We start from the raw sequence: 23,725 nt of genomic DNA on the forward strand, positions 1-23,725 counted from the left end.
TAAAGAGGGCTAAATGATTTATACAATTATGTAGAAATTATGTTTAAAAATAGTAATATAATATGTGTAACCCCAAAAAGCAACGTTGTAACAAATTTTTAAAAAATAGTTTATATAGTTTACTCCTTTTTTTAGTTACTTCACAAGCTTTTTCACAAAGTATAAGTATTTTAACGGCAATTGTAAGGTCTTGTGCCGGAGAAATTTCTGTTAGTGTTAGTGGAGGTTTGGCCCCTTATTCTTATGCGTGGTACCAGGAAGATCCGGCAGATTCGGGAACTTATGTCCTAATTACGGGGGAGACAACACAGCAGATTACCGGATATCCACCGGGGAATTATCGTATAGTTGTTACGGATTCAACCACACCTACACCCGAAACCATTACCGGCGAGTATACAATATCACCGGGCTTTCCATTATTAGGAGTGGCTAATTTTTCTGGATTAGCTTGTGTTGAAGACCCTAATTCGGGAGTGATTATGGTAAATTTTAATAATGGAATTGCTCCTTTTAATTGGAGTTTGTCAAACACCGGAGGAGGTGTGGTACGGACAGGCACGGAAAATGATTTTTTCCTTACAGTAGAAGGACTCACTGCAGGTGATTATATATTAAACTGGTCAGATGATAATGCGTGTATGGGTACCGAAGCGATAAATGTAGCTGTGCCTGGTGTTCGAGACTTGACAGTTAACAGTACTGCAGGTGCGTCTTGTTTTGGTGCTTCCGACGGTGCAGCTAACGTATCAGTTAATGGAGGTTGGGGAGCTGATTATTTTATTCTTTTAGTGAGCGTTGATGCAAATGGTAATGAATCCCAAGTATTTAATTGGACAAATATTGGCACTGCTCAAAATTACGATATAACCAATTTATCGGCCGGTACGTATCGGGTTTATCATCAGGATCGTTTGTTTGGACCGCCTTTTTCTACAAGTTATATGTTTAATCCCATAATTTATGCTGCCTGCAACAAGTTTGAAGATTTTGTCATTACGGAGCCTAATGAAATAATAGGCATGGTTACCGGAGAACTTTTACAATGTTTTGGAGATACTGACGGGAATATTACAGGTACCATCACCGGGGGAATGGCTCCTTATACAATACAAATGGATGGTACTACAAACTCAATGAATGTAGCTACTGATGGAGGACCTTTTGATTTTTCCGGCCTAAGTAGTGGAGCTTATACATTTACAATTACAGATGCAAGCGGGTGTACAGCAAATACACAAGCATCAATTACTGAGCCGAACCATATCATTACTAATTTTGTAATAAGTCAGGGTGCTTCATGTAATGCCGGAAATGATGGCAGTATTACCATCTCCGTTACCGGAGGGACTCCAAATTATACTTTTACAGTAAATGGAAATCTAGTAAGCCCGACAAATACCAGTGGTAATAATTATACCTTAGGGAACTTAACTGCAGGTCCACATACGATTGTAGTTTCAGATCAAAATAATTGTATTGCAAATCAGGTTATTAATCAAACTATCACTGAACCTCAGGCAATAAATGTTGCTATTTCAGGAGAAACACTCGTCTGTTTTGGAGATTCCGATGGAAATATTACCGGAACAATCAGCGGAGGAATGGCACCATATACCATTCAGTTAGATGAAACAGGAGCTTCAATTAATGTACCTTCCGACGGCGGATCATTCGATTTTACAGGATTGATTTCAGGTACTTATAATTTTACAATTACCGATGCAAATAATTGTTCAATCGGGGCAATGGCATCGATATTAGAAAATGATTTGATAGCAAATGAGATTATAACAGATGTAACTTGTGCTGCGGGCGCCGATGGGTCAATTATGTTAAACCCTATGGGTATACCAGGCCCTTACACATACTCCTGGACTGCTTCCGGCGGTGGAACAATCCCGGTCGGACAAGAGAACAATCAAAACATTACAGGTTTGTCAGGTGGAGATTACACGATAACTATTGTAGATGGGAATAATTGTTCTTTTGTAAGAACGTTTACGATTATGGAGACAACCGTAATGACCCTTACGAATGTACTCTCTGATTACAACGGTTTTCAGATATCCGGTTTTGGTTTGAGTGATGGTAGCATAGCTGTTACGATGACAGGAGGTGTAATGCCTTACACTTATGCATGGACAGCTTCTAATGGCGGAGTGATTCCGGTGGGTCAGGAGAATCAGGAAGACCAGACAGGTTTGGTAGCCGGAGATTATCAGTTGACTGTTACCGATGCAAATGGTTGTGGGATTATAGGACAATGGACTCTAACCCAACCTCCGGAGTTGTTGATATCCGAGGTATTGGCATCCCATCAGAATGTATTGTGTTTTGGAGATACTACGGGAGTTATAGAGGTATCGATAGATCAGGGTTCGGTACCGAATTATACAATTACACTGACAGACAGTGGTACGGGAAGTGTTGTTCAACAGGCGATGAATCAGACAGGGCCCCGGTATACATTTAGCACCTTTGCATCTGGTACCTATAATGCTACGGTTTTAGACGCCAATGGTATCAGCAAGGTTATTAACAATATATTAATCAGTCAACCTGCGAATGGTTTGATGATTAGCAATGCGACGATTTCCGACTTTAATGGTTCTAGTATCAGTTGTAATGGTTTTAATGATGGCAGTATTGACCTTACGGCCATGGGTGGTACTCCCGGGTATACCTATTCGTGGGCCGGTCCCGGAGGTTATACTGCAACGACAGAAGATATCGGTTCATTAGCACCGGGTATGTATACGGTAACGGTTACGGACACCACAGGGGTTTGTGTTATTACAGAGAGTTATACCATTACAGAACCTACAGCTTTGGGTATCACTTCGGTTTTATCAGATTATAATGGTTTTCAGATATCCGGTTTTGGTTTGAGTGATGGTAGCATAGCTGTTACGATGACAGGAGGTGTAATGCCTTATAGCTATGCTTGGGTTGCATCCAACGGCGGAGTGATTCCGGTGGGTCAGGAGAATCAGGAAGACCAGACAGGTTTGGTAGCCGGAGATTATCAGTTGACTGTTACCGATGCAAATGGTTGTGGGATTATAGGACAATGGACTCTAACCCAACCTCCGGAGTTGTTGATATCCGAGGTATTGGCATCCCATCAGAATGTATTGTGTTTTGGAGATACTACGGGAGTTATAGAGGTATCGATAGATCAGGGTTCGGTACCGAATTATACAATTACACTGACAGACAGTGGTACGGGAAGTGTTGTTCAACAGGCGATGAATCAGACAGGGCCCCGGTATACATTTAGCACCTTTGCATCTGGTACCTATAATGCTACGGTTTTAGACGCCAATGGTATCAGCAAGGTTATTAACAATATATTAATCAGTCAACCTGCGAATGGTTTGATGATTAGCAATGCGACGATTTCCGACTTTAATGGTTCTAGTATCAGTTGTAATGGTTTTAATGATGGCAGTATTGACCTTACGGCCATGGGTGGTACTCCCGGGTATACCTATTCGTGGGCCGGTCCCGGAGGTTATACTGCAACGACAGAAAATATCGGTTCATTAGCACCGGGTATGTATACGGTAACGGTTACGGACACCACAGGGGTTTGTGTTATTACAGAGAGTTATACCATTACAGAACCTACAGCTTTGGGTATCACTTCGGTTTTATCAGATTACAATGGTTTTCAGATATCCGGTTTTGGTTTGAGTGATGGTAGCATAGCTGTTACGATGACAGGAGGTGTAATGCCTTATAGCTATGCTTGGGTTGCATCCAACGGCGGAGTGATTCCGGTGGGTCAGGAGAATCAGGAAGACCAGACAGGTTTGGTAGCCGGAGATTATCAGTTGACTGTTACCGATGCAAATGGTTGTGGGATTATAGGACAATGGACTCTAACCCAACCTCCGGAGTTGTTGATATCCGAGGTATTGGCATCCCATCAGAATGTATTGTGTTTTGGAGATACTACGGGAGTTATAGAGGTATCGATAGATCAGGGTTCGGTACCGAATTATACAATTACACTGACAGACAGTGGTACGGGAAGTGTTGTTCAACAGGCGATGAATCAGACAGGGCCCAGATATATATTTACTAATTTACCGGCCGGTACTTACAATGTAGCGGTAACGGATGCTAACAGTATTGCAAAAATGATTCATGGAATTACGATTAGTTTCCAGTCTCCGGAGATTATTGCAAACTATACCACGACAGATTTATCGTGTTACAACGATAATACGGGAAGTATTGTTATGAATGTAACAGGAGGAATAGCCCCACTTACGTATACTTGGAATGACTTGGCACAGGGCCCGTAAGAAATAATTTAGCAGCAGGCGTTTATACGGTAACGATTACAGATAATGTAGGGTGTCAACAAGTACGGCAGATAGAGATTTTTAACGGTGCTTTATTTGATATTAATCCTACGGTAAATGATATTACATGCTTTGGCGAAAATGATGGATATATTCAATTAAATCTTAGTGGAGGAGCACCTCCTGTCACGGTTACATGGTCAGACGGTAGTACGGATGGTGTGGTTCGAAATAATCTACCGGCAGGAACTTACGGAGTAACGCTCAATGATGCGCAAGGATGTTCCATTACAAGACAATTTGTAATTACAGAACCTACACAACTGGTCTTAGATGGTATTATCACAAACGCTACCGATTGTAATGATCCTAATAGCGGAGCTATTGATCTTCTGGTAAGTGGAGGAACGACACCTTATACGTTTGTTTGGAGCAACGGAGCTACGACAGAAGATCTGCAAAATATAGGACCCAATAATTATCTGGTTATAGTAACAGATGCCAGAGGTTGTATGATACAGCAATCATTTAGTGTAGTACGTCCGGATCCTATTACTGCCACGATAGTTAATTCGGTAAGTGCAGATTGTACTACCCGAACTGTTATACAACGGAATATAGTAAATACTTCGGGCGGTGCTCCGCCTCTCACGATTAGTTGGAGTGCCGGAACTGTAAGTGGAGCCAACGGAGAAATTATGGAGACTTCACAAAACGGAACCTATTTTGCCGATATTACAGATTCTTTTGGATGTACGGAACGCGTTTCCGTAGATGTAAACCTGCCGGTTATAAGTGTTCCGAATTTTGAATTTTCTTCTTTGGGGTTAACTAATTACGGAGAGTTTTCTATTGAAGATCCTATTACCTTTACAAATTTGTCTACCGGTAATGCGGTTACTTATTTTTGGAGTTTTGGAGACGGTGCAACATCAGCAGAAGAGCATCCGATGCACACCTATGCACAACCAGGAATTTATGATGTGCAGTTAACTGTTGAGTATCCTTATAGTTGTAGGTATACTCATACCATTACCATTACAGTTACCGAAGGTTATAATCTGGTGATTCCTACAGCATTCACACCGAATGGGGATAATATAAACGATGTCATGAAACCGGTTTTTAGAGGTATGAATGAGGTGGAAATGAGGGTTTACAACACATGGGGAAGCCTTGTATATTCTGAGAAAGGCCCCAATCTTACAGGATGGGACGGTACTATTAATGGTAACAAAGCAGAAAATGGAAATTATGTCATCGTGGTAAAAGCTACCGTATTTTATGGACGGATAATTGAACGAAACGGACCGATAGCACTTATTAAGTAGAAAAGAATGAAAAGAAAGATAATTACTTTTATAGCAGTAATGCTAGCCAGTTTGTTACATCCACAGGATCCTATTTTTACACAATCTTTTATGATCCCTGAAAGTTTAAATACAGGTTTTACCGGCTCACAAGAAACAACCAGGTTTGGAGCCGCATACAGGGTACAATGGCCAGGACTAGATTTTGGCATCAATACACAGTTTATATATGGTGACGGCTGGATAGAATCCATCAGATCAGGTATTGGACTAAGTATTATCAGGCATCAGGAATCAAATACAGGATATAATTTTACACAGATAAACTACAATCATTCTTTGGTTTTTCAGTTGAATTCTTTTTGGTATTTCAGGCCTAGTATTTCTGTTGGAGTAGGAATAAAAAGTTTTGGTTTTCAGAACTTACTTTTAGAAGACCAGATTAATATTTTTACCGGAGTTATCAATACCTCAACCATTGATCCTGCTTTACTGAATGAAAGAATAACATTTGTAGATTTCAGTACCTCTGTCTTGTTTAATAATGAGGATTCGTGGTTTGGTATTACCCTAAGACATTTGACAAAACCGGATATATCTTTTACATTTCAGGGAAATAATGCTCCGTTAAATATCTTTTTTTCAGCACATGCCGCATATAATCTCTCCAGAGATCTTATTCCTGTTGATAGAATTTTTGGAGGAGAAAGTAAATTGTACGGACTGTTTAATTATATGAAGCAAGGTCCGTTTAGTAGAATAGATCTGGGCGCTCAACTCGTATATGAAAACCTGTCTTTTGGAATGATAGCTGTTGCCAGTCCTGAAAGAGATACTACTCTTGACGATAGTTTAATTACTTCTGTAAATTTCCTTGTAGGATTGAAATGGGAGAAATGGAAGTTTAGTTATTCGCAAGATTTTACAACGAATGAAATAAGACAAACAGGAGGAATTTATGAAATAGTGGCCACCTATGACTTTGGAGATACCAGAAGACGTACGGCATGCCCTAAGATTTTCTGATTTGTTACCCCTGTCGATATTCAATGGATGTAAAATATTTAAATATTATTGATTATACTTAATTATGCCACTAATCCAGAAATTTGTATCTTATGATAAAGGTTAAGGTTATGAATTTACTGTATCCCTATGAGCAAGTAGGTATATGAAATTACCAAATAGGGTTATAATTTGATCCTATTTGTTTTTTTGATTTGCATGGTTAAAATTCTGCGGCAGTAGTTCGGTTAGTTTATATACCTTAAGTCCTGTATGACTTTGAGTACATAATATAACCACTGGTAGGGTTCTACCTTGTGTTTTTTACAAGTAGCAAAGAATGAATAGATCATTGCAGCACAGCTGCATACCATAATGAATTACACACCATCAGCAAGACCTGTTGGGTCAACAATACCAATAACATCTAATGTTAAATGACCAATATCAGTTGTTCCTTCTGCTATATCACCCAAACCTGAAGCCAATTTTGATTGTATCTCCATTCTTGCTTTTTCAGAATCAAAGCTAGGTTGGGGAGTACTCATTTTAAGTTGCAGGTTTTCATTATAAGCTTCTTGTACTTTTCTGGGTCCTCCGGTAAACTGATTTTGAATCCTTACAATCCCTTGAGCTAATGCAGATATTATTTCGTTATGGAATAATTCTTTTCCTTCAAGTTCTCCGCCTAATCCCAACTTATTTTCAGCAAAAGCATAAGGAGAATTATATGCATAATTTTGAGCAACTGGATCAATACTAATAAATCTATCTATTGCCGGATCACTAAAACGATATTTCCATTCATGCCAATTTAACCCTAATTCGTCATGCCATTCTTGACTTTGATAGGTTTTCTTTTTCTGTGCAATACTGTTACCATTAGGGCTGACTATATTATTATACCCACGATGACGTAATCTAAATGGCATGTAATGATTCTCTTGGATAATTTCATTTTGCGAGATATCCCCGATTCATCCGTATCCGTATAGCTTAAGCGGACATTGCCTAAGTGGTCTTTTATCTGACATACATATTCAAATGCATTTACGCATTTTTTTCTCCGGTTGCCTTTTTTTTAGACGGTATCTCTCCTAAGAAGAAAAAATTTTGATATGTGTGCTCGGTTGCTGTCATAGCCGGTATTAATATATAAAAAATTTCTGACGGGTGATTGGTTAATTGGTTGATTTGTTATTGGTAATTGGTAGTGAGTATTAAGTATTGAGAGGTGGCGGGGAACTTCCGTTTTAAAAAGATGAGGATTTATAGTGGAGCCGAAGCTAGGGAGGGCCCGGCTTTTTTTTGACAAAAAGGAACGCCCGAAGGGACCCTTTTTGGGCAAACAAAAGCGGCGCACAGAGGGGCGTAGCAAACACCTTTGATTCTGCTCGTATAGATTGTTTAAAGTTCTAAGTTTTAGGTTTTGAGTTTTTCTAAATCATTGATTATAAGCCTTATACTATCAATTTTTCTTATAGTGCTATCAATAAAATTTATGGTAGGTGGAGAGTTATTAAACAGATATAAAAGAACTTTAAATTTAAATCATTCGATAACGAATTCTACTTTTGGTAACTGTGATGAACATTCCAAAAAGTTACTCGCCTTTTTGCTCAATTAAATTGACTAAAATCTGTGTGATTTCAAATCGCTCTACGTACCGATATCGTAGAAAGAGCACACTAATAGATTTTACTCCATGAGCAAAAACCCATTCTCCAAAATCTTTGTCTTCTGTCAAAATAATACGAGGAGGGTTCTGTGAAACTTCTATGATTTCCCGATCACTAATTCCTCTGTTATTTTCATAGATTGAGTATATTTCAATATTTTTTTCTCGTAAAGCACCAATAATGGTTGAAGGAATATTTTCGTCTGCCAGGATCATGTTTTAGCTAACCAATTCTTCTTTGTCAGAAAGCCTTGCAAAAGCATAGTCAAGAGCAGCATAAATGGCTTCAATATCTAATCCATGTTGTTCTGCCAATTTCGCAATAGTAGCACTTTCGGAGAGTTTTTTCAAAACAAATTCCACAGAGATCCGAGTACCTTTTATCACAAGTTTTCCCAATAGAGTTTCAGGATTGGATACAATATGATATTGGTATTTTGCCATAGGCCAAAGGTAATATTTTATTTTACACAGGATATATCAAAAATCAATCCAATATAAAAGTTTCTATTTTCAGGGATTGCAAATTTGTTCTGTATTCCAGGTCAATAAATTCTTTTACATCTTCAAAGTCTGCACTGACAGCCTCAAAAGCAGTTTGTGGTTCATATACTGAGGATTGATAATCCAGTAATTTGTAAGTATGCTTGCTTTTTACTAACTTGTACTTCCAGTCGTTGAGGTTTGTATCCAAAATAGTTTTGTCGAATTAACCATTAAGATATTAAAAATCAATGATTTATACAAGTTTATTGTGTTGAAATTCAACTATTTAAACTTGTTTTTTTTATGTAATTCTCAACCCTTGATTCGCATGAGTACTTATAAAATAAACTACTATTTTAAATATCTGACAGCCATTTATACATTCAAACCTCAATTTGAACTCAACCTATATACAAGCTATTACAATTTCTCAATTAATATAGCGGTTTAGTTGACTTGTTAACACAATTTTAGTTTCTCTGTTATATTGTCTAATTTTAATATACTAATACAGGGTTCCCGTCACTGCATATGACCCCACCCCGGGATAGGGAGGCAATCCACAATCACTAACTATTCCCCACTTTCTATAATATTCTCGTTGCGCTATTATGAGTTCTTCTAGCTGTTCAAGAAAAATATCGATATCAATACTTGTCGAATAAGCTATATATCCGATAGGCCCCCCACAAGGTTTAACACCTACACCTGTAAAAGTCCATTCCGAAGCATCTGTACATGTTACGCTTGATGCTAAATCTTGGATTTTGTTATGTAACTCAATTAAATATTGCTGATCTTGTTCTTGAGTTGATTCATTATTATCACTGCAAGAAAAGTACATTCCGATTAGGAAAAAGATTCCGATACATTTTAACTTTCTCATGATTTTATGTTAAGATGTTCAACTGTCGACTTGGTTTTGTAAAATTATACATAAATATAACGAAACTGCTTTTCTATAAGATACAGAAAAAACAAAAAGGTTGCGTCAAATAATTATATTTTTGTATTTATATGCAACATGAAATTTTTGATATCCGCACACCTAAAGAGTTTACAGATTGCGCATTTCGTATTTTTAGATATCAGTTTGAGTATAATTCGGTATATCGCTCTTTTTGTGATTTATTATGTATACATCCGTCAGATATAAAAGAAATTGCTGACATTCCGTTTTTACCAATTCAATTTTTCAAATCACATGCTGTCGTTTCTTCTCAGGATACTATTCAAGAAATTTTTACGAGCTCCGGAACTACCGGAAATAATCTTAGCAAACACTTAGTAACGGATATTTCCTGGTATAAAAAAAGCTTCTTAAAGGGATTTGAATATTTCTATGGAGGTATTCAAGACTATACTATTTTGGCTTTATTGCCTAATTATTTGGAACGCGACGGATCATCTTTGATTTATATGGTAAATGAGTTGATTTTAAAAACAAAAAACGAAAAGAGCGGGTTTTATTTAAATAATACGGATGATTTGATTCGAAATTTGACAGCACTGGATGAAAGCGGGCAAAAAATAATACTTATCGGGGTCTCTTTTGCGTTACTTGATTTGGTAGAAAAAGAGCAATTTAATTTAAAAAATACAGTCGTCATGGAAACAGGAGGAATGAAAGGCAGACGAAGGGAAATGACACGTATCGAATTGCACTCCATATTACAAAAAGGGTTTGGAATCTCTGAAATCCATTCGGAATATGGTATGACAGAATTGTTGAGCCAGGGATATTCCAAAGGGAAAGGGCTTTTTGAATGCCCTCCCTGGATGCACATTTTGATTAGAGATACCGAAGATGCTTTGACGCTTCAAAAAACGAGTCAGACGGGAGGGGTTAATATTATTGATTTGGCAAATTACAATTCGTGTTCTTTTATTGCCTCTCAGGATTTGGGAAAAATACATGATAAAGGGCAATTTGAGATTATGGGGCGTTTTGATCATTCGGATATCAGAGGATGTAATTTATTAGTTCTGTAAAATGTAATTAACAAGCTCATGAATCGACTACGTACAAAAACTAATAAAAATGAGATTATTTTTCACCGTTGCTTTTTTTACAATTTCGGGTATTTTATTTTCACAACAAATAGATTATAATACTAAAAAAGGCTATCTCGCAATAGGTTATGATGTCGTTTCTTATTTTGTTGACAATAAGCCTGTAAAAGGGAATAAGAAGTTTCAAGCGATTCACGATGGGGTAAAGTTTAAATTTTCTTCTGAAAAGAATTTAGCACTTTTCAAAGCTAATCCAGGCAAATATATTCCTCAATATGGAGGATATTGTGCTTATGCCATGGGAGCTAAAGCGACAAAAGTATCTATTGATCCGGAAACTTATGAGATCAGAGATAACAAATTATATCTGTTCTATAATTCCTGGGGAAGAAATACATTAAAAATATGGACAAAGACAGGGCCGGAAAAGCTAAAAGAACAAGCGGATAAAAACTGGGCGGAGATCAATAAATAAAAGTACCGGCATTTTCTTATCCCAGATCAAAGCCTATATCTTTTCGGTAATTCATTTTTTCAAATGAAACTTTATCTATACCGGCATACGATTTGGCTAATGCTTCTTGCATGGTATCTCCAAGCGAGGTAATTGCCAATACTCTGCCTCCGTTGGTTTGTACTCTATTTTCTTTCCAAGTTGTTCCGGCATGGTATACAATAGCATCCGTAATTGCATTTAAACCGGAAATCTCTTTCCCTTTTTCATATGCTTCCGGATATCCACCCGAAACCAACATCACTGTAGTTGCTACCTGTGCAGTTACTTCATATGATTTTTCGTATAATGTTTGATTTGCTACCCCGTCCAACAAATCATATAAATCGGAAGTAATTCTGGGCAATACCACTTCTGCTTCCGGATCTCCCATTCGTACGTTATATTCGACAACAAAAGGGTTTTCGCTTACATTCATCAGGCCTATAAAAATAAATCCTCTATAATCGATACCTTCTTTTTGCAAGCCATCGATTGTCGGTTTTATGATTTGTTTTTCTATTTTATTTAAAAAATCCTGATCTGCGAAAGGAACCGGAGAGATCGCTCCCATTCCTCCGGTGTTTAATCCCGTATCTCCTTCTCCTATCCTTTTATAATCTTTTGCCGAGGGAAGTATTTTATAGTGTATCCCATCTGTGAGTACAAATACGGATAATTCAATTCCGTCTAAAAATTCTTCAATAACTACTGCTGAGGAGGCTTCCCCAAATTTTTGTTTGGAAAGCATTTCTTCCAGTTCTGATTTTGCTTCTTCCGGAGAATGTAATATCAATACTCCTTTTCCTGCTGCCAAACCATCTGCTTTTAACACGTATGGTGGATTTAATCTTTCTAAAAATTGTTTTCCTTCTTGTAAATTTTCTGAGGTAAATGACTGATATCCGGCTGTAGGGATATGATATTTCTGCATAAATTGTTTGGAAAAGTTTTTGCTCCCTTCTAGTAAAGCCCCGTCTTTTTTAGGGCCAATTACGGCGATGTTTTTTAATTCGTCATCAGCCAGAAAATAATCATGGATTCCTTTTACCAAAGGGACTTCCGGTCCTACAACTACCATATGTACATCATTTGCCAAGACTATTTTCTTAATAGCTGCAAAATCTGTGGGGCTAACATTTATATTCACCCCCAATTCTTGTGTTCCGGCATTTCCCGGAGCAATAAATAATTGATTTATTTGGCTGCTTTGAGATAATTTTAAGGCAAATGCATGTTCTCTGCCACCGGAACCTAAAATAAGAATATTCATTAGTTATTGTATTTGGTTTGCAAATATACACTGCTAGATTATTTTTATACCGGTTATTATTTGAAATTACTGTAAGAGACCTTTGCAAAATAGGGATATATTCCGTATTTGGATTGATTTGGCTTCAAATTTCTTCCTTCTCGAAAATTTTAAATCCTCAAAACCAACAGGTTATTCCGGTTGAAAATGTTCTTCGGGCGTCGAACTTTTTTGTCAAATCAATTCTGCAAAGGTCTCTGTAAAAGAAAATGATGATTTTTTTCTTTATTGGAATTAGAAAAATAAAGCATAGCCTTAATTACGGTTTCTTTTTATAGTGGACAAAAAAGGGGAAAGAGCATTTTATTACGCTAATTTCAAGTGATAACTGGTATTATAGTTCAGTATCCCCATTTATTAAAATACCTGATAGCAGAAATAGTATGCCTAAGGAGTAAGCCGATATTTTTGTATGAGCTTTTTCTCAGAACATGTTTGATTTCTTCCTTTGGATAGTACATTTTTTTCTTCCCGATTTGATCGATTCTCTTACAGATATCTACATCTTCCATATACAAAAAGTAACGTTCATCAAAACCTCCCAATTTTACTAAATCTTCCGTTTTGTACAGATGAAAACAGCCGGTCAAATACTCAACAAAAAAAGGCACACTTATATCTATGTCCTTGTATTCTCCTCTATTTATTTTTCCTGAAAAGAAAGGTCGTAAAAAAGGTATTCTTCGTGCTACTAATTCTCCTATCGTTGGAAATCTTCTACATGAGTTTTGAAACGAACCATCCGGGAAAAGTACTCTGGGGGCTATCATTGCCAAATCCGGATATGATGTTAACGTTTGTATTAGTTCTTTAAATATAGTGGGTTGAAAAACGACATCGGGATTTAATATTAAATGGAAATAAGACGCTTTTTCTATTCTACTGATTGCTTTATTATGTCCGGCTCCGAATCCAATATTTTTGTATATCGGAATATATTCTGTAAATGGCTTGCTTTCATACTCTTTATAACTACCATCTTCTGTATTGTCAACCAGATATAGTTTTTTAGTATATTCTGTAATACTTAGAAAAGAATCAATAGTGGTATTTAAAATCTCCGTATCTTCATTAAAAAGGACAATAGAAGCAGTAATGTCAATTTTGCTTTTCATCTGCTAATATGCCTTTTCTTCACCTTTAAAAAGGTTAAAAATGGTCTTAAGTACAATTTTAACATCCAGAAAAAAAGACCAGTTTTCTATATAAAAAATATCTAATCGAATTCGGTTTTTGATATCTGATTTCTTTTTTATCTCTCCTCTATACCCGCTTACTTGTGCCAAACCGGTAATTCCCGGTTTCATAATATGTCTCTTCAAATAATCTTCTACTTGTCTCTGATACTCTTTTGAAAGGCTTTCCAAATGTGGCCTTGGGCCCACTATACTCATATCACCTAATAGCACATTGAAAAACTGAGGCAACTCATCCATACTCGTTTTTCTTAAAAATGCTCCTATCTTAGTGACTCTTGCATCGCTCTTTGTTGCGTGTACTTTATCGGACAGTTCATTTATTTTCATAGATCTGAATTTATAACATACAAAATGTTGCCCGTTTAGGCCTTCTCTATATTGTTTGAAAATAAATGACCCTTTTGATTCTAACTTTATCAATATCCATAGTACAGGTATTAGCCAGGAGAGAATACCTATACAAATACACAATGAAAACAAGATATCAAATACCCTTTTGATATAAAAATTTTCGGCAAACTCAAAAGGTAATTTTTTTACATTAAGTACCATTAATGTGTCATCATAAAATTCAATTTCTTGGTTTCTACTATAAAATGCGTCAAGGCTTGGCAGTAGTTTTAATACGATGCTTTTTTCACTTGCAAATCTTTTGAGTTCATTTATTTTTTCTTCATTTATTTCTGATAAGCAGCAATATATTTCGTCTATTTCATTTCGGTTTATAAATTTAATGTATTCTTTTTTAGTCCCCAGATAATCAGGATTTTTGTACACTCTATCGGCAAAGAATCCTAAAAATTTATATCCGAAGTTGGCCTTACTTTTAAAAATTTTAATGATTTTTTTTGCAGAATCGTCATATCCTATAACGATAGTTGTTTTGTAGTTTTTTCCGTGTGAACGGTATTTATTTAATAGAAAATATCCTAGAAACTTAAAAAAAGTTACCCCAATTACGATAGCAACCAGAATTAATAACTGGTTATTAATAATGACACCTTCTCTAAAAATTCCAAAATAAGCGAAATAGCCAAGAATAAAAATAAGAAATTGACTGACTAATAATGTGATGATTCTTAGCGCATTTGTAAATCTATATACTTTATAAAATCCTGAAAAATAAGATGTTATCAACCAAAATAAGGAGATATAAGAAAGAAAATAAAAGTTAAAAAATTCTTTATCGGAAATATAATAGATTACAAAGTTAATCACTAATATGTCTATGAATACCTGTAAAGGTCTTATTAAGGGAGAGTATCTTTTTTTCAATTATTCGGTTTTAACAGTTGATCTATTTTTGACTTAAAATACAATAAAAACTGACCTTCAGCAAATTTTTTTGCATGAGTTTGAATCCATGATGTATCAAATTGATGCGTTATAGTTTCAAAATAATCAATAGCATTTTGCAAAGATTTGTTTGTTTGCTTATCAAAGAAAACGCCTGAAGATTGTGCTATATTCTCTCTATTTTCTATAACTGTTTCCAGAGCTCCTCCTTTTTTATATGCAATTACCGGAACTCCATGAGCCATTACTTCGAGAGGGATCATTCCAAAATCTTCTTCTCCCGGAAAGAGCAATGCCACAGAGCTATAAATAATCTGTCTTAATTCTTTCCAGTTTACTTCACCCATAAAGGTAATATTTTCCCTGGCTTTTTTCATTAATTTTTCTTTTTCCGAACCTTCTCCCACAACCATTAGTTTTTTTCCATTTTCATTAAAAGTGTCTATAAGCAAATCAATCTTTTTATAGGGCGTAATAGCTCCAAAACTCAAATAAAATTCTTTTTTATGATGTAGTGGTTTATGATCCTGAAAAAGAGTTTCTGAGATAGGCGGATATACTACTTTCGATTTTCTATTGTAATATCTGGCAATCCTTTTTGATACATTTTTTGAGTTACTAATATATATATCTACATGATCAACGGTTTTTTTATCCCATAAACGGAGTCTTTCCAAAAGAAAACTCATAAATGGTCTTATGATAGGGTTAACTGAGTCCAGATAGACTTGTTTGTGGCTCCAACAATAGCGCATAGGGGAATGAACATAGCAAAGATGAGGAACTTTATATGTATTTTTAATTCCCTTTGCAGGGCCGGATTCGGAAGATATAATCAGGTCATATTTTTGCTTTAATTTTAGTGATTTTATCCCTAGCGGATATAACGGAAATATTTTTTGATAGTGTTTTCTTAAAAAACGGGTATTTAGAATAGATGTATATACTTTCTGTTTACTTAGATAGTTTCCGTAGCTATCTTTATCATAAAATAACGTATAAATATCCGCATCAGGATATAGCTTTAAAATAGATTCGATCACTTTTTCTCCTCCTCTTCTTGTTATAAACCAGTAATGAATAATTGCTACTTTCATCTAATTTTTTACCATCTTTCTTGCTAGTAAATAAACTTTGAAAAAAATCATTGCCAATAGATAAACAAGCAATGTTATAAATATTTGAGCTCTTAAAAAATTAAAAACCAACAACATAATATTACAAAGAATAAACATAACCACAACAGGCTTTAAATACGGATTACTTATCTCTTCTGAAAAAACAGCTTTTTGAATCACCCCAAATAAAAACATGATTCCTAATGAGAGCCATTTAAAATCGACATAAAGCCCTCCAAAAAAAGTGATGTATGTTTCTCTCTTTGTCGGGTTTTTTAATGTGTTCAGAGGAATATTTGAAACTCCCAACTTATTAAACATCTTAACGATAATATATAAATTATACAATCCATATTTTGCCGTATGTGTGGGCTTTTGCCGGATGACATGATCAAATTCAAAAACCCCGTGTGTAATATATTGCCCTACATGGCAATAAAACAATAGCCCGTCTTTAATTCTATTATCAGTATCAGATGACAAATAATTTTTCGTTTTATCATTTAAAGGGAGTAAATCATTGTAAGGAGCTTTTATCACCCTTTTGTAATATTTCACAGATTTTTCACTAATTCTTTCTTTAAGAATATACTGAGAACCAAAAATTAAAAACACAGCTATTGAAATAAGTAAGAGTACTCTTTTAATATCTATTTTAAATCTTTTGTTTTGGACAATAATAGAAATTCCTAAAATAAGAACCGGTTCCAGAATTAACCTTCTGGATCCTCTTAAAAAGCCTTCAGTAACAGGTATTAAAAATAGGAGTAAGCAAATAAGCAATAATTTTTTATTATTTTTTTCAGAAAGTTTATAAAATATATAAGGCACGAAATATAAAAACCTAAAAACGGAGAAAAGTCCAATTAAAAGAGAAAAATTTTCCTCCTTAGCAGCATTAATTTTATTTTGTCCTATAGAGTTATAAAATGACAATTCTCTCAAATGGAACAAATCAAAAAACCTAAAAAAAAATGACATTATAACAATGATTATGATAAAATAAAGAAAAATGTTAATATTCTCTTTTTTCAACGCTCTTTTAAAAAGTGATTTTTTTTTCCTTTTTTTATAAAAGAAATATCCGGAAACGAATACTAAATAGTTAAGAGTAATGAATATTAAGACTTGATTAGATAAAGGTCTAATTATTTTAACCGGAGTGGTTAACAAAAAGAAAAACCATAGCATAATTCCTAAAACTATTGATGTTAAAAAGAGATTCTTTTTAGATTCTTCTAACAAATTGTGTATATTAAAAAAACTATATAATCTCTTTTGTTTCATCCTGCGCTAAATAAATAGAGTAATTCAAAACAAAAGCAAACAAAATCACTCCCCACTGCCTACTTAAGATACTTTCGGTTAGGCTAAAAGAACCTATAATTAACCAACAAAAAAGAACAAAATGAGCTTTCTTTTTAACTAATTTTTTCAACAAAAGAAATAGCATCACAAATAACAATAATACTATTAAAAGGCCATGATGTAGTATTAATTGTAAATATTGGTTATGAGCATTAAACCATATAACTTCTTCAAAACCAAATGATTTATAGGAATCATTTAACTTTCTTTGGGTATCTCCAACACCGTAACCAATCCATGGTGATTTCTTAATTAGATAAATACTTCCTTTCCATATTTTTTCCCGAAAAGAGATTCCTGAAAAGGGGTTTTCACTGATTTCCATATCAGTTATTTCGTAATACGTATACAAGATTCTATCTCTTGCAAACTTATTGGAAAAACCAATGATAGTTAATAATAAAACTGTCGAAAAAATTACTATAAATGCCTTTCTTCTGTTAATTACATGGTTGAGTTTATAATAAATAAATGGTGGTAAAACTAATATAGACAGTGCAATTGCCATCCTGGAACTTAACAGAATAAGGGATAAAAAAAGTACAGGCACAAAAATCATCAATACTTTGCTCTTTCTGTTTTCCAAAAACTCTAATACAACTATATAAATGCTAATGAGAACATACATGGAAAAATAAATATGATGTGGGATATATTTTAAAAAGAGTGCAACACCTCTTCCGTAATCATATCTGGCATCTAATACCACAATATCATATAAAAAACGAATCAACCCGTAAATCAAAACTGTTATTATACCATAAAACAACCATTTAAATAATCTAAATTTCTCCAGTTTTATATTCGATTGCGCATATGAAAAAATGAAAGGGAAGATTATAAAAGAAAGGTATAAAATGAGTTTTTCTTCTGCCTCTTTATTATTAACACTTAAAAAAAATGAGAGGAGTTGTGCCGCAAAAAACAAGATGGATATTCCATAAAACCTAATATTCTTCAATGTTCTAACTTTCAAAATCTTATATGTAAAATAAGCTGAAGTTATTATTAAAATTATGGAGTTTAACTTCATTGAGACAGGAAGGGTAAATAATACAAGCCCAATACATATTTCATCTAAGTTTATTTTTCTATTTCCTATCATTTTTTCTTAAAAAAGTAATTTTTAAAACGGCTCTTTTATTCTTTGTTCTAATTGTAAGTGCACATATAAACATAAATATAACTGTAATGAAAAAGAATAAAAACATAGAACTTCCATTTTCATAAAAAGGAAGTACTAATATTTTAAACATCCAAAATACCATAATATAATAAATGAAATTGTCTCCAGAATATTTCTTGATAAAAAGGTGAATCAAATATACTAATATTCCAAATAAAATTGGCAGTAAGACAATTCCCACAAGTCCAAAATTTATATACGCTTCACCAATATATGTCGAACGCATTCCTCCAAATTCATCCGGATTTTGATTAGAAATTATTGAGGTATACCTCATATAATTATAGTTCGCTTTTAGTGCATTAATTTTTGTCGGGATAAAACTAAAAAATCCAGCTATATATGTTTTCCCATACAGAAAACCATAATCATTATTATTAAAGAAAAAAAGGACTCTTGTTAATTCTCTTACGGAAACAAAAAAAGAAGTCGATAAAGTCATCAACGTATGTTCTAATGATAATTCACCTCTGAAAATCTCCGAAAAATTTCTAGACAAACCTATAACAATTACTGACGTTGAACCTAAAAACACTAGCTTCAATAAATGTCTTTTATAAATCAAATACGCTATAAGTGATATAAAAATAGGATAATATATCTGCCCTCTTTTAGCAGTAAAAAACAATGTTATGAAAATAAAACCGAGTTTTAAAAACTTTTTATTAATCAATAATTTGAAAAAAGATATCCTTTTATAAGAGCTTAAGAAGTAGTTTATTTGTAGAAACAGTATTGTTGAAAATGCATTGATAGATAAGGTATAAAAAGGCCTATAAGGTATAAAGTCTTCTAGTCTGTCCTGAAAGTATTTGGAAATAAATGTTTTGTCTTGGAATACGGGAATATAAATATCAATGAAAACAATATAAAGCGGTATTGACAATAAAATAATTATGATCCAAGATATATCTGCTACAAAAAGTTTCTTGAATCCATTGTCCGCAGATTTCTTTAACCTGTATTCTTTAAAAAAAAACTGAAGTAAGAAAAACGTAACTAGTAAAATATAAAATCCTATTCTTAAGTATTTTATACTAAGATTGATATAACTTAAATCTTCAAATCTAATCCATTGAGCACTATAGCGAATCGAATTTTCCCCTACATAAATTCCAATCATTATATAAAAGAGGGTTATAGTGCATAGGTTGATAATCTTTTTAGAAACCAACAGGTTGCTAAATATTATATATGCTATAAATGCGAATAACATTAATTTCTTTTAATTCTATTTATCTTTTACCGATAATTTTTTTTATACAGTTAGAAAATTCTGTGATATTTTCAGGTGCCATCACTTTTTCTTTCGTATCTAATTTCGCTACGTTAAATTCAAAAGGGTACGATTTTTTCTTTAAACAGTCTATATAAAATGTTAATCTTTCATTGTAATTTTCAAAATATTTTTCAACATGAAAACTCTTCTTCATTATAAGTTGGATTGTTTTTCTTATTTCTTCATAGGATCTTACTTTAAAGGTTAATCCCGAATCATTATAAAAAACATTTCCAAGTAATATTGCCGGTTTTTTCAACATCAAAGATTCTAGCCCGACAGTACTAGATAAATTAATTGTTCCTTGAGATTTTTTTATCAATTCAAACACATTCTCCTTATAAGAAATGAGTTTAATATTAGGGTGCTTTTTCAATTCCTTGTAAAACTTTCTGGAATGCTGACCTAATGCACTCTTATGTTCCTTCACATAGAGAAATATATTTGGAGGCAATAATTTAGAAACATTAATTATTGTGTTTTTTTGATTAACGTCGAATGGAGATAGTATTAAAGTACTTGCCTCAGGCTGCATATGAAGTGGAAAAATAAAATACGAGTCTTTGTAATTTATCTTATCAAAGATTTTGTTGTGGAAGAAATTTATATTCTTTGCTTTTATAATTTTTTTGAACCTAAAGTTACTCAATAGAAAAGGGTTTCGAGTAAACAAATCATATTTATGCCTATTTGAAAAATAATACCTTTTAAATCTGATGAAAAACTCTTTAAGAAAAATGAATTTAAGACTCGAGGAATTTATTGCATTCCCCATATAATTGGGTTGTTTTGGTCTATCAACAAATTTACTGATAGATTCATACATGTGCTCTGTTATTTCTTTTTGCTGAAAATCTTTATAGCATTCCAAGACCTCATCAAAAGTATTAACCACATCAAAAGATACTGCAGTACGATTTTCTATACGGATGCCATAAAAGGAAACATGCTTTACACCTAACCTCTTCGCAACTTGAAATGATACTAAATTGTATGTATATGCTATCCCTGTAGTAAAATAATAATTTACTCCTCTAGAAAATAAATCTTCAAAAAATAAATATGTGTATACTAGCATTTTCTTCTGATAAGCTCTTGGTTTTTCAATCAAATAACGATCACAAGCATACATATTGAAGTTGTCGTACGTTTTTGATATCCTTAATATCTCTGAAGTGATATCTATTTTTTTTGCATCTAATTCATCAAAAAAGTGAAGTCGATTAACACAAGCCAAAGCTTGCGATTCTTTTAACCACCTATTACCTTCCACAACCCCAATAATTTCTTCTTTTTGTTCAAGGGTTCTCTTTTTCAGAAGTTTTACTCCTTTAATAAACAATGGAGCTTCATCATTAATTAAATCAAATACTATCATTTTCTGTACTAATCTTTTGTAAACTAAAAAAAAACTTTGCCATAAATATCACAATAAATGAAAAAAGAGTAGCAATTGAGGCTCCATAAATTTCATACTTAGGGATCAATATTAAATTCAGTATAATATTGCAGGACATACTTGTAATTGCTATTTTTAATAATAAATAATCTCTTTTTTTCGCGTATAAATCATAATGAAACACATTTGACATTACAAGGAAAAAAACACCAATTAACAATATGTTGTATGTGCTAATATAATTTATAAATGATGGTTTCTCTAAAAACTCAAAAACAAAGGGGGCTAGAAAATAACTCCCTAATACCAAAACAATTGTAATTGCCAATAAGTTTTTAAAAAAATTATTCTTTAAGTTTTTATAGATGTTTTTATCAGAAAAAAATTTAATCATTTTAGGGTATGTTACCATAATGATTCCACTAAATGTAAAAACATCAATTGCATTAATAAATTGCGAATAAGTGGTATAAACACCTACGAGATTCTTTCCATGATAAAAATCTATCATAAATCTATCGGAAAACTGAATTACTAAAAAAGATAAAGAACTCATAAAAAATATACTTGAACTTTTTATTCCTTTCAAAATCCATGATATGTTGGGTTTATAAAACTTTATATTCTTAATTTTCAATAATCTCTTTATGTATATCAATCCTATTAGCAAAGAAAACCATGAAAATAAAGACCAAATGAGAATGTATCTGAAAATATTTATTTCATTGTTTAAGAAGAAAAAATCGAACAATATATACCATATCCATAAACCTGATTTTACGAAGAAAAAAAAGTTTCCAACTAATGATTTTTCTAATGTAGTTAAAAGCCTAAATAGTTCTTGACCTAAATGTTCAGAAATCAATAAAATTATAAAAAGTACAAGGTATTTTATTTCTATAAAATTAAATCCAAAAATGATTGCTAATGAGAGTGGCATTAACAATAAATAAAGTGATAAATGAAAATATAGTTGATCTCTTATCTTGGGGATAAAATTATTTTTAATCTGTATTATCTCTCTCATATTGAAAACATAAAAATCGAATCCTAAAAAATAAATTAAAAAAGCAATGGCAGTAATTAACATACCGTATACTCCTAAATTTGTTTCATCTATAGAATACCTTCCTAAAAAAAAAACAAAAATAAACTTCGAAATTAATGTAAGTCCTCTAAAGCTAATATTTCCAAAACTAACTTTATTCATCAAATTCAAAATTTTTAATAAAACCCAATTTTAAAGGTGTTCCTCTTTTTATATCATCATCAAAAATTTTTCCTAAAATTTCATTATAAAACTTAGGATGCAAACCATAACCTGGTCGTATAGAACGAATATTTTTTTCTGTTATCTTATCTCCTTTTTTCACATCTTCCACTACAAATAAGGATCGCGAAAACTTCCTGTTATTTATTACTTTTTCAGATAATTCATACGAGACTTTTCCTAACATTTTCTCGGTATTTCTAACTGCATTTACCATCTCTGCAAACTCTTTTTCATCAAGAGAAAAATCAGCGTCAGGACCTCCAATAGATTTATCTAAAATAAAATGCTTCTCGATAATTTTTGCTCCCAAAGTTACAGCAACAGACGGAGCTAATGAACCATAAGTATGGTCTGAAAACCCTACTTCTACATTAAATCTCTCTTTTATATCTGGGATTGTTTTCAAATTTGCTAATTCTAATGGAGATGGGTAAGAAGAGGTACATTTTAACAATGCTATATTATGATTTCCAACTTCACGACATGTATTCACAGCCAATTGCACATCTTTTTCATCAGCAATTCCTGTTGAAATAATAATAGGCTTCATTTTGGAGGCAGCATATTTTATTAAAGGAATATCTTGAATTTCAAAAGATGCTATCTTATATGCTGGGACTTCCATTTTTTCTAAAAAATCAACTGCCCGAATGTCAAAAGGAGAAGAAAAACAAATTAACCTTTCTTCTTTAGCTACTTCAAAAAGTTGTTGATGCCATTCCCAAGGAGTATAAGCTTCTCCGTATAATTCATATAAGGTTTTACCATCCCATAAAGTTCCTTTATTGATTTGAAAATATTCATTATCACAATCAATAGTCATAGTATCCGGTGTATATGTCTGGAGCTTTATTGCATCGGCTCCCACTCTTTTAGCAGCTCTTATTGTTTCTACAGCTACTTCCAAACTCCCATTGTGATTTGCTGATAGTTCTGCGATAATAAAAGAGGGTGAATTTCCACCTATATGTTTATTTCCTATTTTCATAAATCT

20 protein-coding genes and 2 pseudogenes are annotated in these 23,725 nt (G+C 33.4%); 6 read left to right on the top strand and 16 right to left on the bottom strand.

Annotation, left to right across the window (positions count from 1 at the left end; all coding sequences use genetic code 11):
* Positions 1-62: 62 nt before the first annotated feature.
* The 4 genes and pseudogenes from GKR88_20620 to GKR88_20635 all read left to right on the top strand — a co-directional run bounded on the left by GKR88_20620 (position 63) and on the right by GKR88_20635 (position 6,652).
* Positions 63-4,316, top strand: a complete 4,254-nt coding sequence (locus GKR88_20620) for a hypothetical protein (GenBank protein QMU66450.1) — start codon at positions 63-65, stop codon at positions 4,314-4,316.
* Positions 4,317-4,351: 35 nt separating this feature from the next.
* Positions 4,352-4,531: pseudogene (locus GKR88_20625) on the top strand (hypothetical protein).
* 6 nt (positions 4,532-4,537) lie between these two features.
* Positions 4,538-5,647 carry a PKD domain-containing protein gene (locus GKR88_20630; GenBank protein ID QMU66451.1) on the top strand — a complete coding sequence of 370 codons (1,110 nt, stop codon included), beginning with the start codon at positions 4,538-4,540 and terminating at the stop codon, positions 5,645-5,647.
* Between the two features lie 6 nt (positions 5,648-5,653).
* Entirely contained in the window at positions 5,654-6,652 is a 999-nt protein-coding gene (locus GKR88_20635; GenBank protein ID QMU66452.1) for a type IX secretion system membrane protein PorP/SprF, read from the top strand.
* 227 nt (positions 6,653-6,879) lie between these two features.
* Here the strand turns inward: GKR88_20635 and GKR88_20640 are convergent.
* From GKR88_20640 to GKR88_20665, 6 genes and pseudogenes are all read right to left on the bottom strand, one after another.
* Positions 6,880-6,990 (bottom strand): annotated as a pseudogene (locus tag GKR88_20640) (hypothetical protein).
* A gap of 21 nt (positions 6,991-7,011) precedes the next feature.
* Positions 7,012-7,563 carry a hypothetical protein gene (locus GKR88_20645; GenBank protein ID QMU66453.1) on the bottom strand — a complete coding sequence of 184 codons (552 nt, stop codon included), beginning with the start codon at positions 7,561-7,563 and terminating at the stop codon, positions 7,012-7,014.
* A gap of 671 nt (positions 7,564-8,234) precedes the next feature.
* Positions 8,235-8,525 (bottom strand): toxin-antitoxin system, toxin component, encoded by a 291-nt coding sequence (locus tag GKR88_20650; GenBank protein ID QMU66454.1) that lies wholly within the window; start codon positions 8,523-8,525, stop codon positions 8,235-8,237.
* Between the two features lie 3 nt (positions 8,526-8,528).
* Entirely contained in the window at positions 8,529-8,753 is a 225-nt protein-coding gene (locus GKR88_20655) for a DUF433 domain-containing protein (protein QMU66455.1), read from the bottom strand.
* Between the two features lie 43 nt (positions 8,754-8,796).
* Positions 8,797-9,003 carry a hypothetical protein gene (locus tag GKR88_20660; protein QMU66456.1) on the bottom strand — a complete coding sequence of 69 codons (207 nt, stop codon included), beginning with the start codon at positions 9,001-9,003 and terminating at the stop codon, positions 8,797-8,799.
* Between the two features lie 297 nt (positions 9,004-9,300).
* Positions 9,301-9,681, bottom strand: a complete 381-nt coding sequence (locus GKR88_20665; protein QMU66457.1) for a hypothetical protein — start codon at positions 9,679-9,681, stop codon at positions 9,301-9,303.
* Positions 9,682-9,812: 131 nt separating this feature from the next.
* Here GKR88_20665 and GKR88_20670 point away from each other — a divergent pair, with 131 nt between their 5' ends.
* Positions 9,813-10,787, top strand: coding sequence for an acyl transferase (locus tag GKR88_20670; GenBank protein QMU66458.1), 975 nt, complete (start codon positions 9,813-9,815; stop codon positions 10,785-10,787).
* 49 nt (positions 10,788-10,836) lie between these two features.
* Positions 10,837-11,283, top strand: coding sequence for a YHS domain-containing protein (locus tag GKR88_20675; protein QMU66459.1), 447 nt, complete (start codon positions 10,837-10,839; stop codon positions 11,281-11,283).
* Positions 11,284-11,299: 16 nt separating this feature from the next.
* On the opposite strand, the gene purD is transcribed toward GKR88_20675, so the two are convergent.
* From purD to pseI, 10 genes are all read right to left on the bottom strand, one after another.
* Positions 11,300-12,574: a phosphoribosylamine--glycine ligase gene (gene purD, locus GKR88_20680; GenBank protein QMU66460.1), complete on the bottom strand. Its 1,275-nt coding sequence runs from the start codon at positions 12,572-12,574 to the stop codon at positions 11,300-11,302.
* A gap of 380 nt (positions 12,575-12,954) precedes the next feature.
* Positions 12,955-13,728 carry a glycosyltransferase gene (locus GKR88_20685; protein ID QMU66461.1) on the bottom strand — a complete coding sequence of 258 codons (774 nt, stop codon included), beginning with the start codon at positions 13,726-13,728 and terminating at the stop codon, positions 12,955-12,957.
* Positions 13,729-13,731: 3 nt separating this feature from the next.
* On the bottom strand, positions 13,732-15,087 hold the full coding sequence (locus tag GKR88_20690; GenBank protein QMU66462.1) for an exopolysaccharide biosynthesis polyprenyl glycosylphosphotransferase: 1,356 nt from the start codon (positions 15,085-15,087) through the stop codon (positions 13,732-13,734).
* Positions 15,084-16,205, bottom strand: a complete 1,122-nt coding sequence (locus tag GKR88_20695) for a glycosyltransferase (GenBank protein QMU66463.1) — start codon at positions 16,203-16,205, stop codon at positions 15,084-15,086. Before GKR88_20695 ends, GKR88_20690 begins: the two co-directional genes overlap by 4 nt.
* Positions 16,206-17,513 (bottom strand): O-antigen polysaccharide polymerase Wzy, encoded by a 1,308-nt coding sequence (locus tag GKR88_20700; GenBank protein QMU66464.1) that lies wholly within the window; start codon positions 17,511-17,513, stop codon positions 16,206-16,208.
* Positions 17,491-18,699 (bottom strand): hypothetical protein, encoded by a 1,209-nt coding sequence (locus GKR88_20705; protein ID QMU66465.1) that lies wholly within the window; start codon positions 18,697-18,699, stop codon positions 17,491-17,493. Before GKR88_20705 ends, GKR88_20700 begins: the two co-directional genes overlap by 23 nt.
* Positions 18,686-19,903 (bottom strand): O-antigen polysaccharide polymerase Wzy, encoded by a 1,218-nt coding sequence (locus GKR88_20710; protein ID QMU66466.1) that lies wholly within the window; start codon positions 19,901-19,903, stop codon positions 18,686-18,688. Before GKR88_20710 ends, GKR88_20705 begins: the two co-directional genes overlap by 14 nt.
* Positions 19,904-20,015: 112 nt before the next feature.
* Entirely contained in the window at positions 20,016-21,437 is a 1,422-nt protein-coding gene (locus GKR88_20715) for a hypothetical protein (protein QMU66467.1), read from the bottom strand.
* Positions 21,424-22,668, bottom strand: a complete 1,245-nt coding sequence (locus GKR88_20720) for a hypothetical protein (protein ID QMU66468.1) — start codon at positions 22,666-22,668, stop codon at positions 21,424-21,426. Before GKR88_20720 ends, GKR88_20715 begins: the two co-directional genes overlap by 14 nt.
* Positions 22,661-23,719: a pseudaminic acid synthase gene (gene pseI, locus GKR88_20725; protein ID QMU66469.1), complete on the bottom strand. Its 1,059-nt coding sequence runs from the start codon at positions 23,717-23,719 to the stop codon at positions 22,661-22,663. The genes GKR88_20720 and pseI overlap by 8 nt, the downstream gene beginning before the upstream one ends.
* Between the last annotated feature and the right edge of the window lie 6 nt (positions 23,720-23,725).

This window comes from Flavobacteriaceae bacterium (assembly GCA_014075215.1).
Lineage (GTDB): Bacteria > Bacteroidota > Bacteroidia > Flavobacteriales > Flavobacteriaceae > Polaribacter.

What these genes read in the sequence shown, in the direction of transcription:
- GKR88_20620 (QMU66450.1), top strand. Translation starts at nt 63, where the DNA reads ATGTGTAACCCCAAAAAGCAACGTTGTAACAAATTTTTAAAAAATAGT.
- GKR88_20635 (QMU66452.1), top strand. Translation starts at nt 5,654, where the DNA reads ATGAAAAGAAAGATAATTACTTTTATAGCAGTAATGCTAGCCAGTTTG.
- GKR88_20645 (QMU66453.1), bottom strand. Translation starts at nt 7,563, where the DNA reads ATGCCATTTAGATTACGTCATCGTGGGTATAATAATATAGTCAGCCCT.
- GKR88_20650 (QMU66454.1), bottom strand. Translation starts at nt 8,525, where the DNA reads ATGATCCTGGCAGACGAAAATATTCCTTCAACCATTATTGGTGCTTTA.
- GKR88_20655 (QMU66455.1), bottom strand. Translation starts at nt 8,753, where the DNA reads ATGGCAAAATACCAATATCATATTGTATCCAATCCTGAAACTCTATTG.
- GKR88_20665 (QMU66457.1), bottom strand. Translation starts at nt 9,681, where the DNA reads ATGAGAAAGTTAAAATGTATCGGAATCTTTTTCCTAATCGGAATGTAC.
- GKR88_20670 (QMU66458.1), top strand. Translation starts at nt 9,813, where the DNA reads ATGCAACATGAAATTTTTGATATCCGCACACCTAAAGAGTTTACAGAT.
- GKR88_20675 (QMU66459.1), top strand. Translation starts at nt 10,837, where the DNA reads ATGAGATTATTTTTCACCGTTGCTTTTTTTACAATTTCGGGTATTTTA.
- purD (QMU66460.1), bottom strand. Translation starts at nt 12,574, where the DNA reads ATGAATATTCTTATTTTAGGTTCCGGTGGCAGAGAACATGCATTTGCC.
- GKR88_20685 (QMU66461.1), bottom strand. Translation starts at nt 13,728, where the DNA reads ATGAAAAGCAAAATTGACATTACTGCTTCTATTGTCCTTTTTAATGAA.
- GKR88_20695 (QMU66463.1), bottom strand. Translation starts at nt 16,205, where the DNA reads ATGAAAGTAGCAATTATTCATTACTGGTTTATAACAAGAAGAGGAGGA.
- GKR88_20700 (QMU66464.1), bottom strand. Translation starts at nt 17,513, where the DNA reads ATGAAACAAAAGAGATTATATAGTTTTTTTAATATACACAATTTGTTA.
- GKR88_20705 (QMU66465.1), bottom strand. Translation starts at nt 18,699, where the DNA reads ATGATAGGAAATAGAAAAATAAACTTAGATGAAATATGTATTGGGCTT.
- GKR88_20710 (QMU66466.1), bottom strand. Translation starts at nt 19,903, where the DNA reads ATGATTGGAATTTATGTAGGGGAAAATTCGATTCGCTATAGTGCTCAA.
- GKR88_20715 (QMU66467.1), bottom strand. Translation starts at nt 21,437, where the DNA reads ATGATAGTATTTGATTTAATTAATGATGAAGCTCCATTGTTTATTAAA.
- GKR88_20720 (QMU66468.1), bottom strand. Translation starts at nt 22,668, where the DNA reads ATGAATAAAGTTAGTTTTGGAAATATTAGCTTTAGAGGACTTACATTA.
- pseI (QMU66469.1), bottom strand. Translation starts at nt 23,719, where the DNA reads ATGAAAATAGGAAATAAACATATAGGTGGAAATTCACCCTCTTTTATT.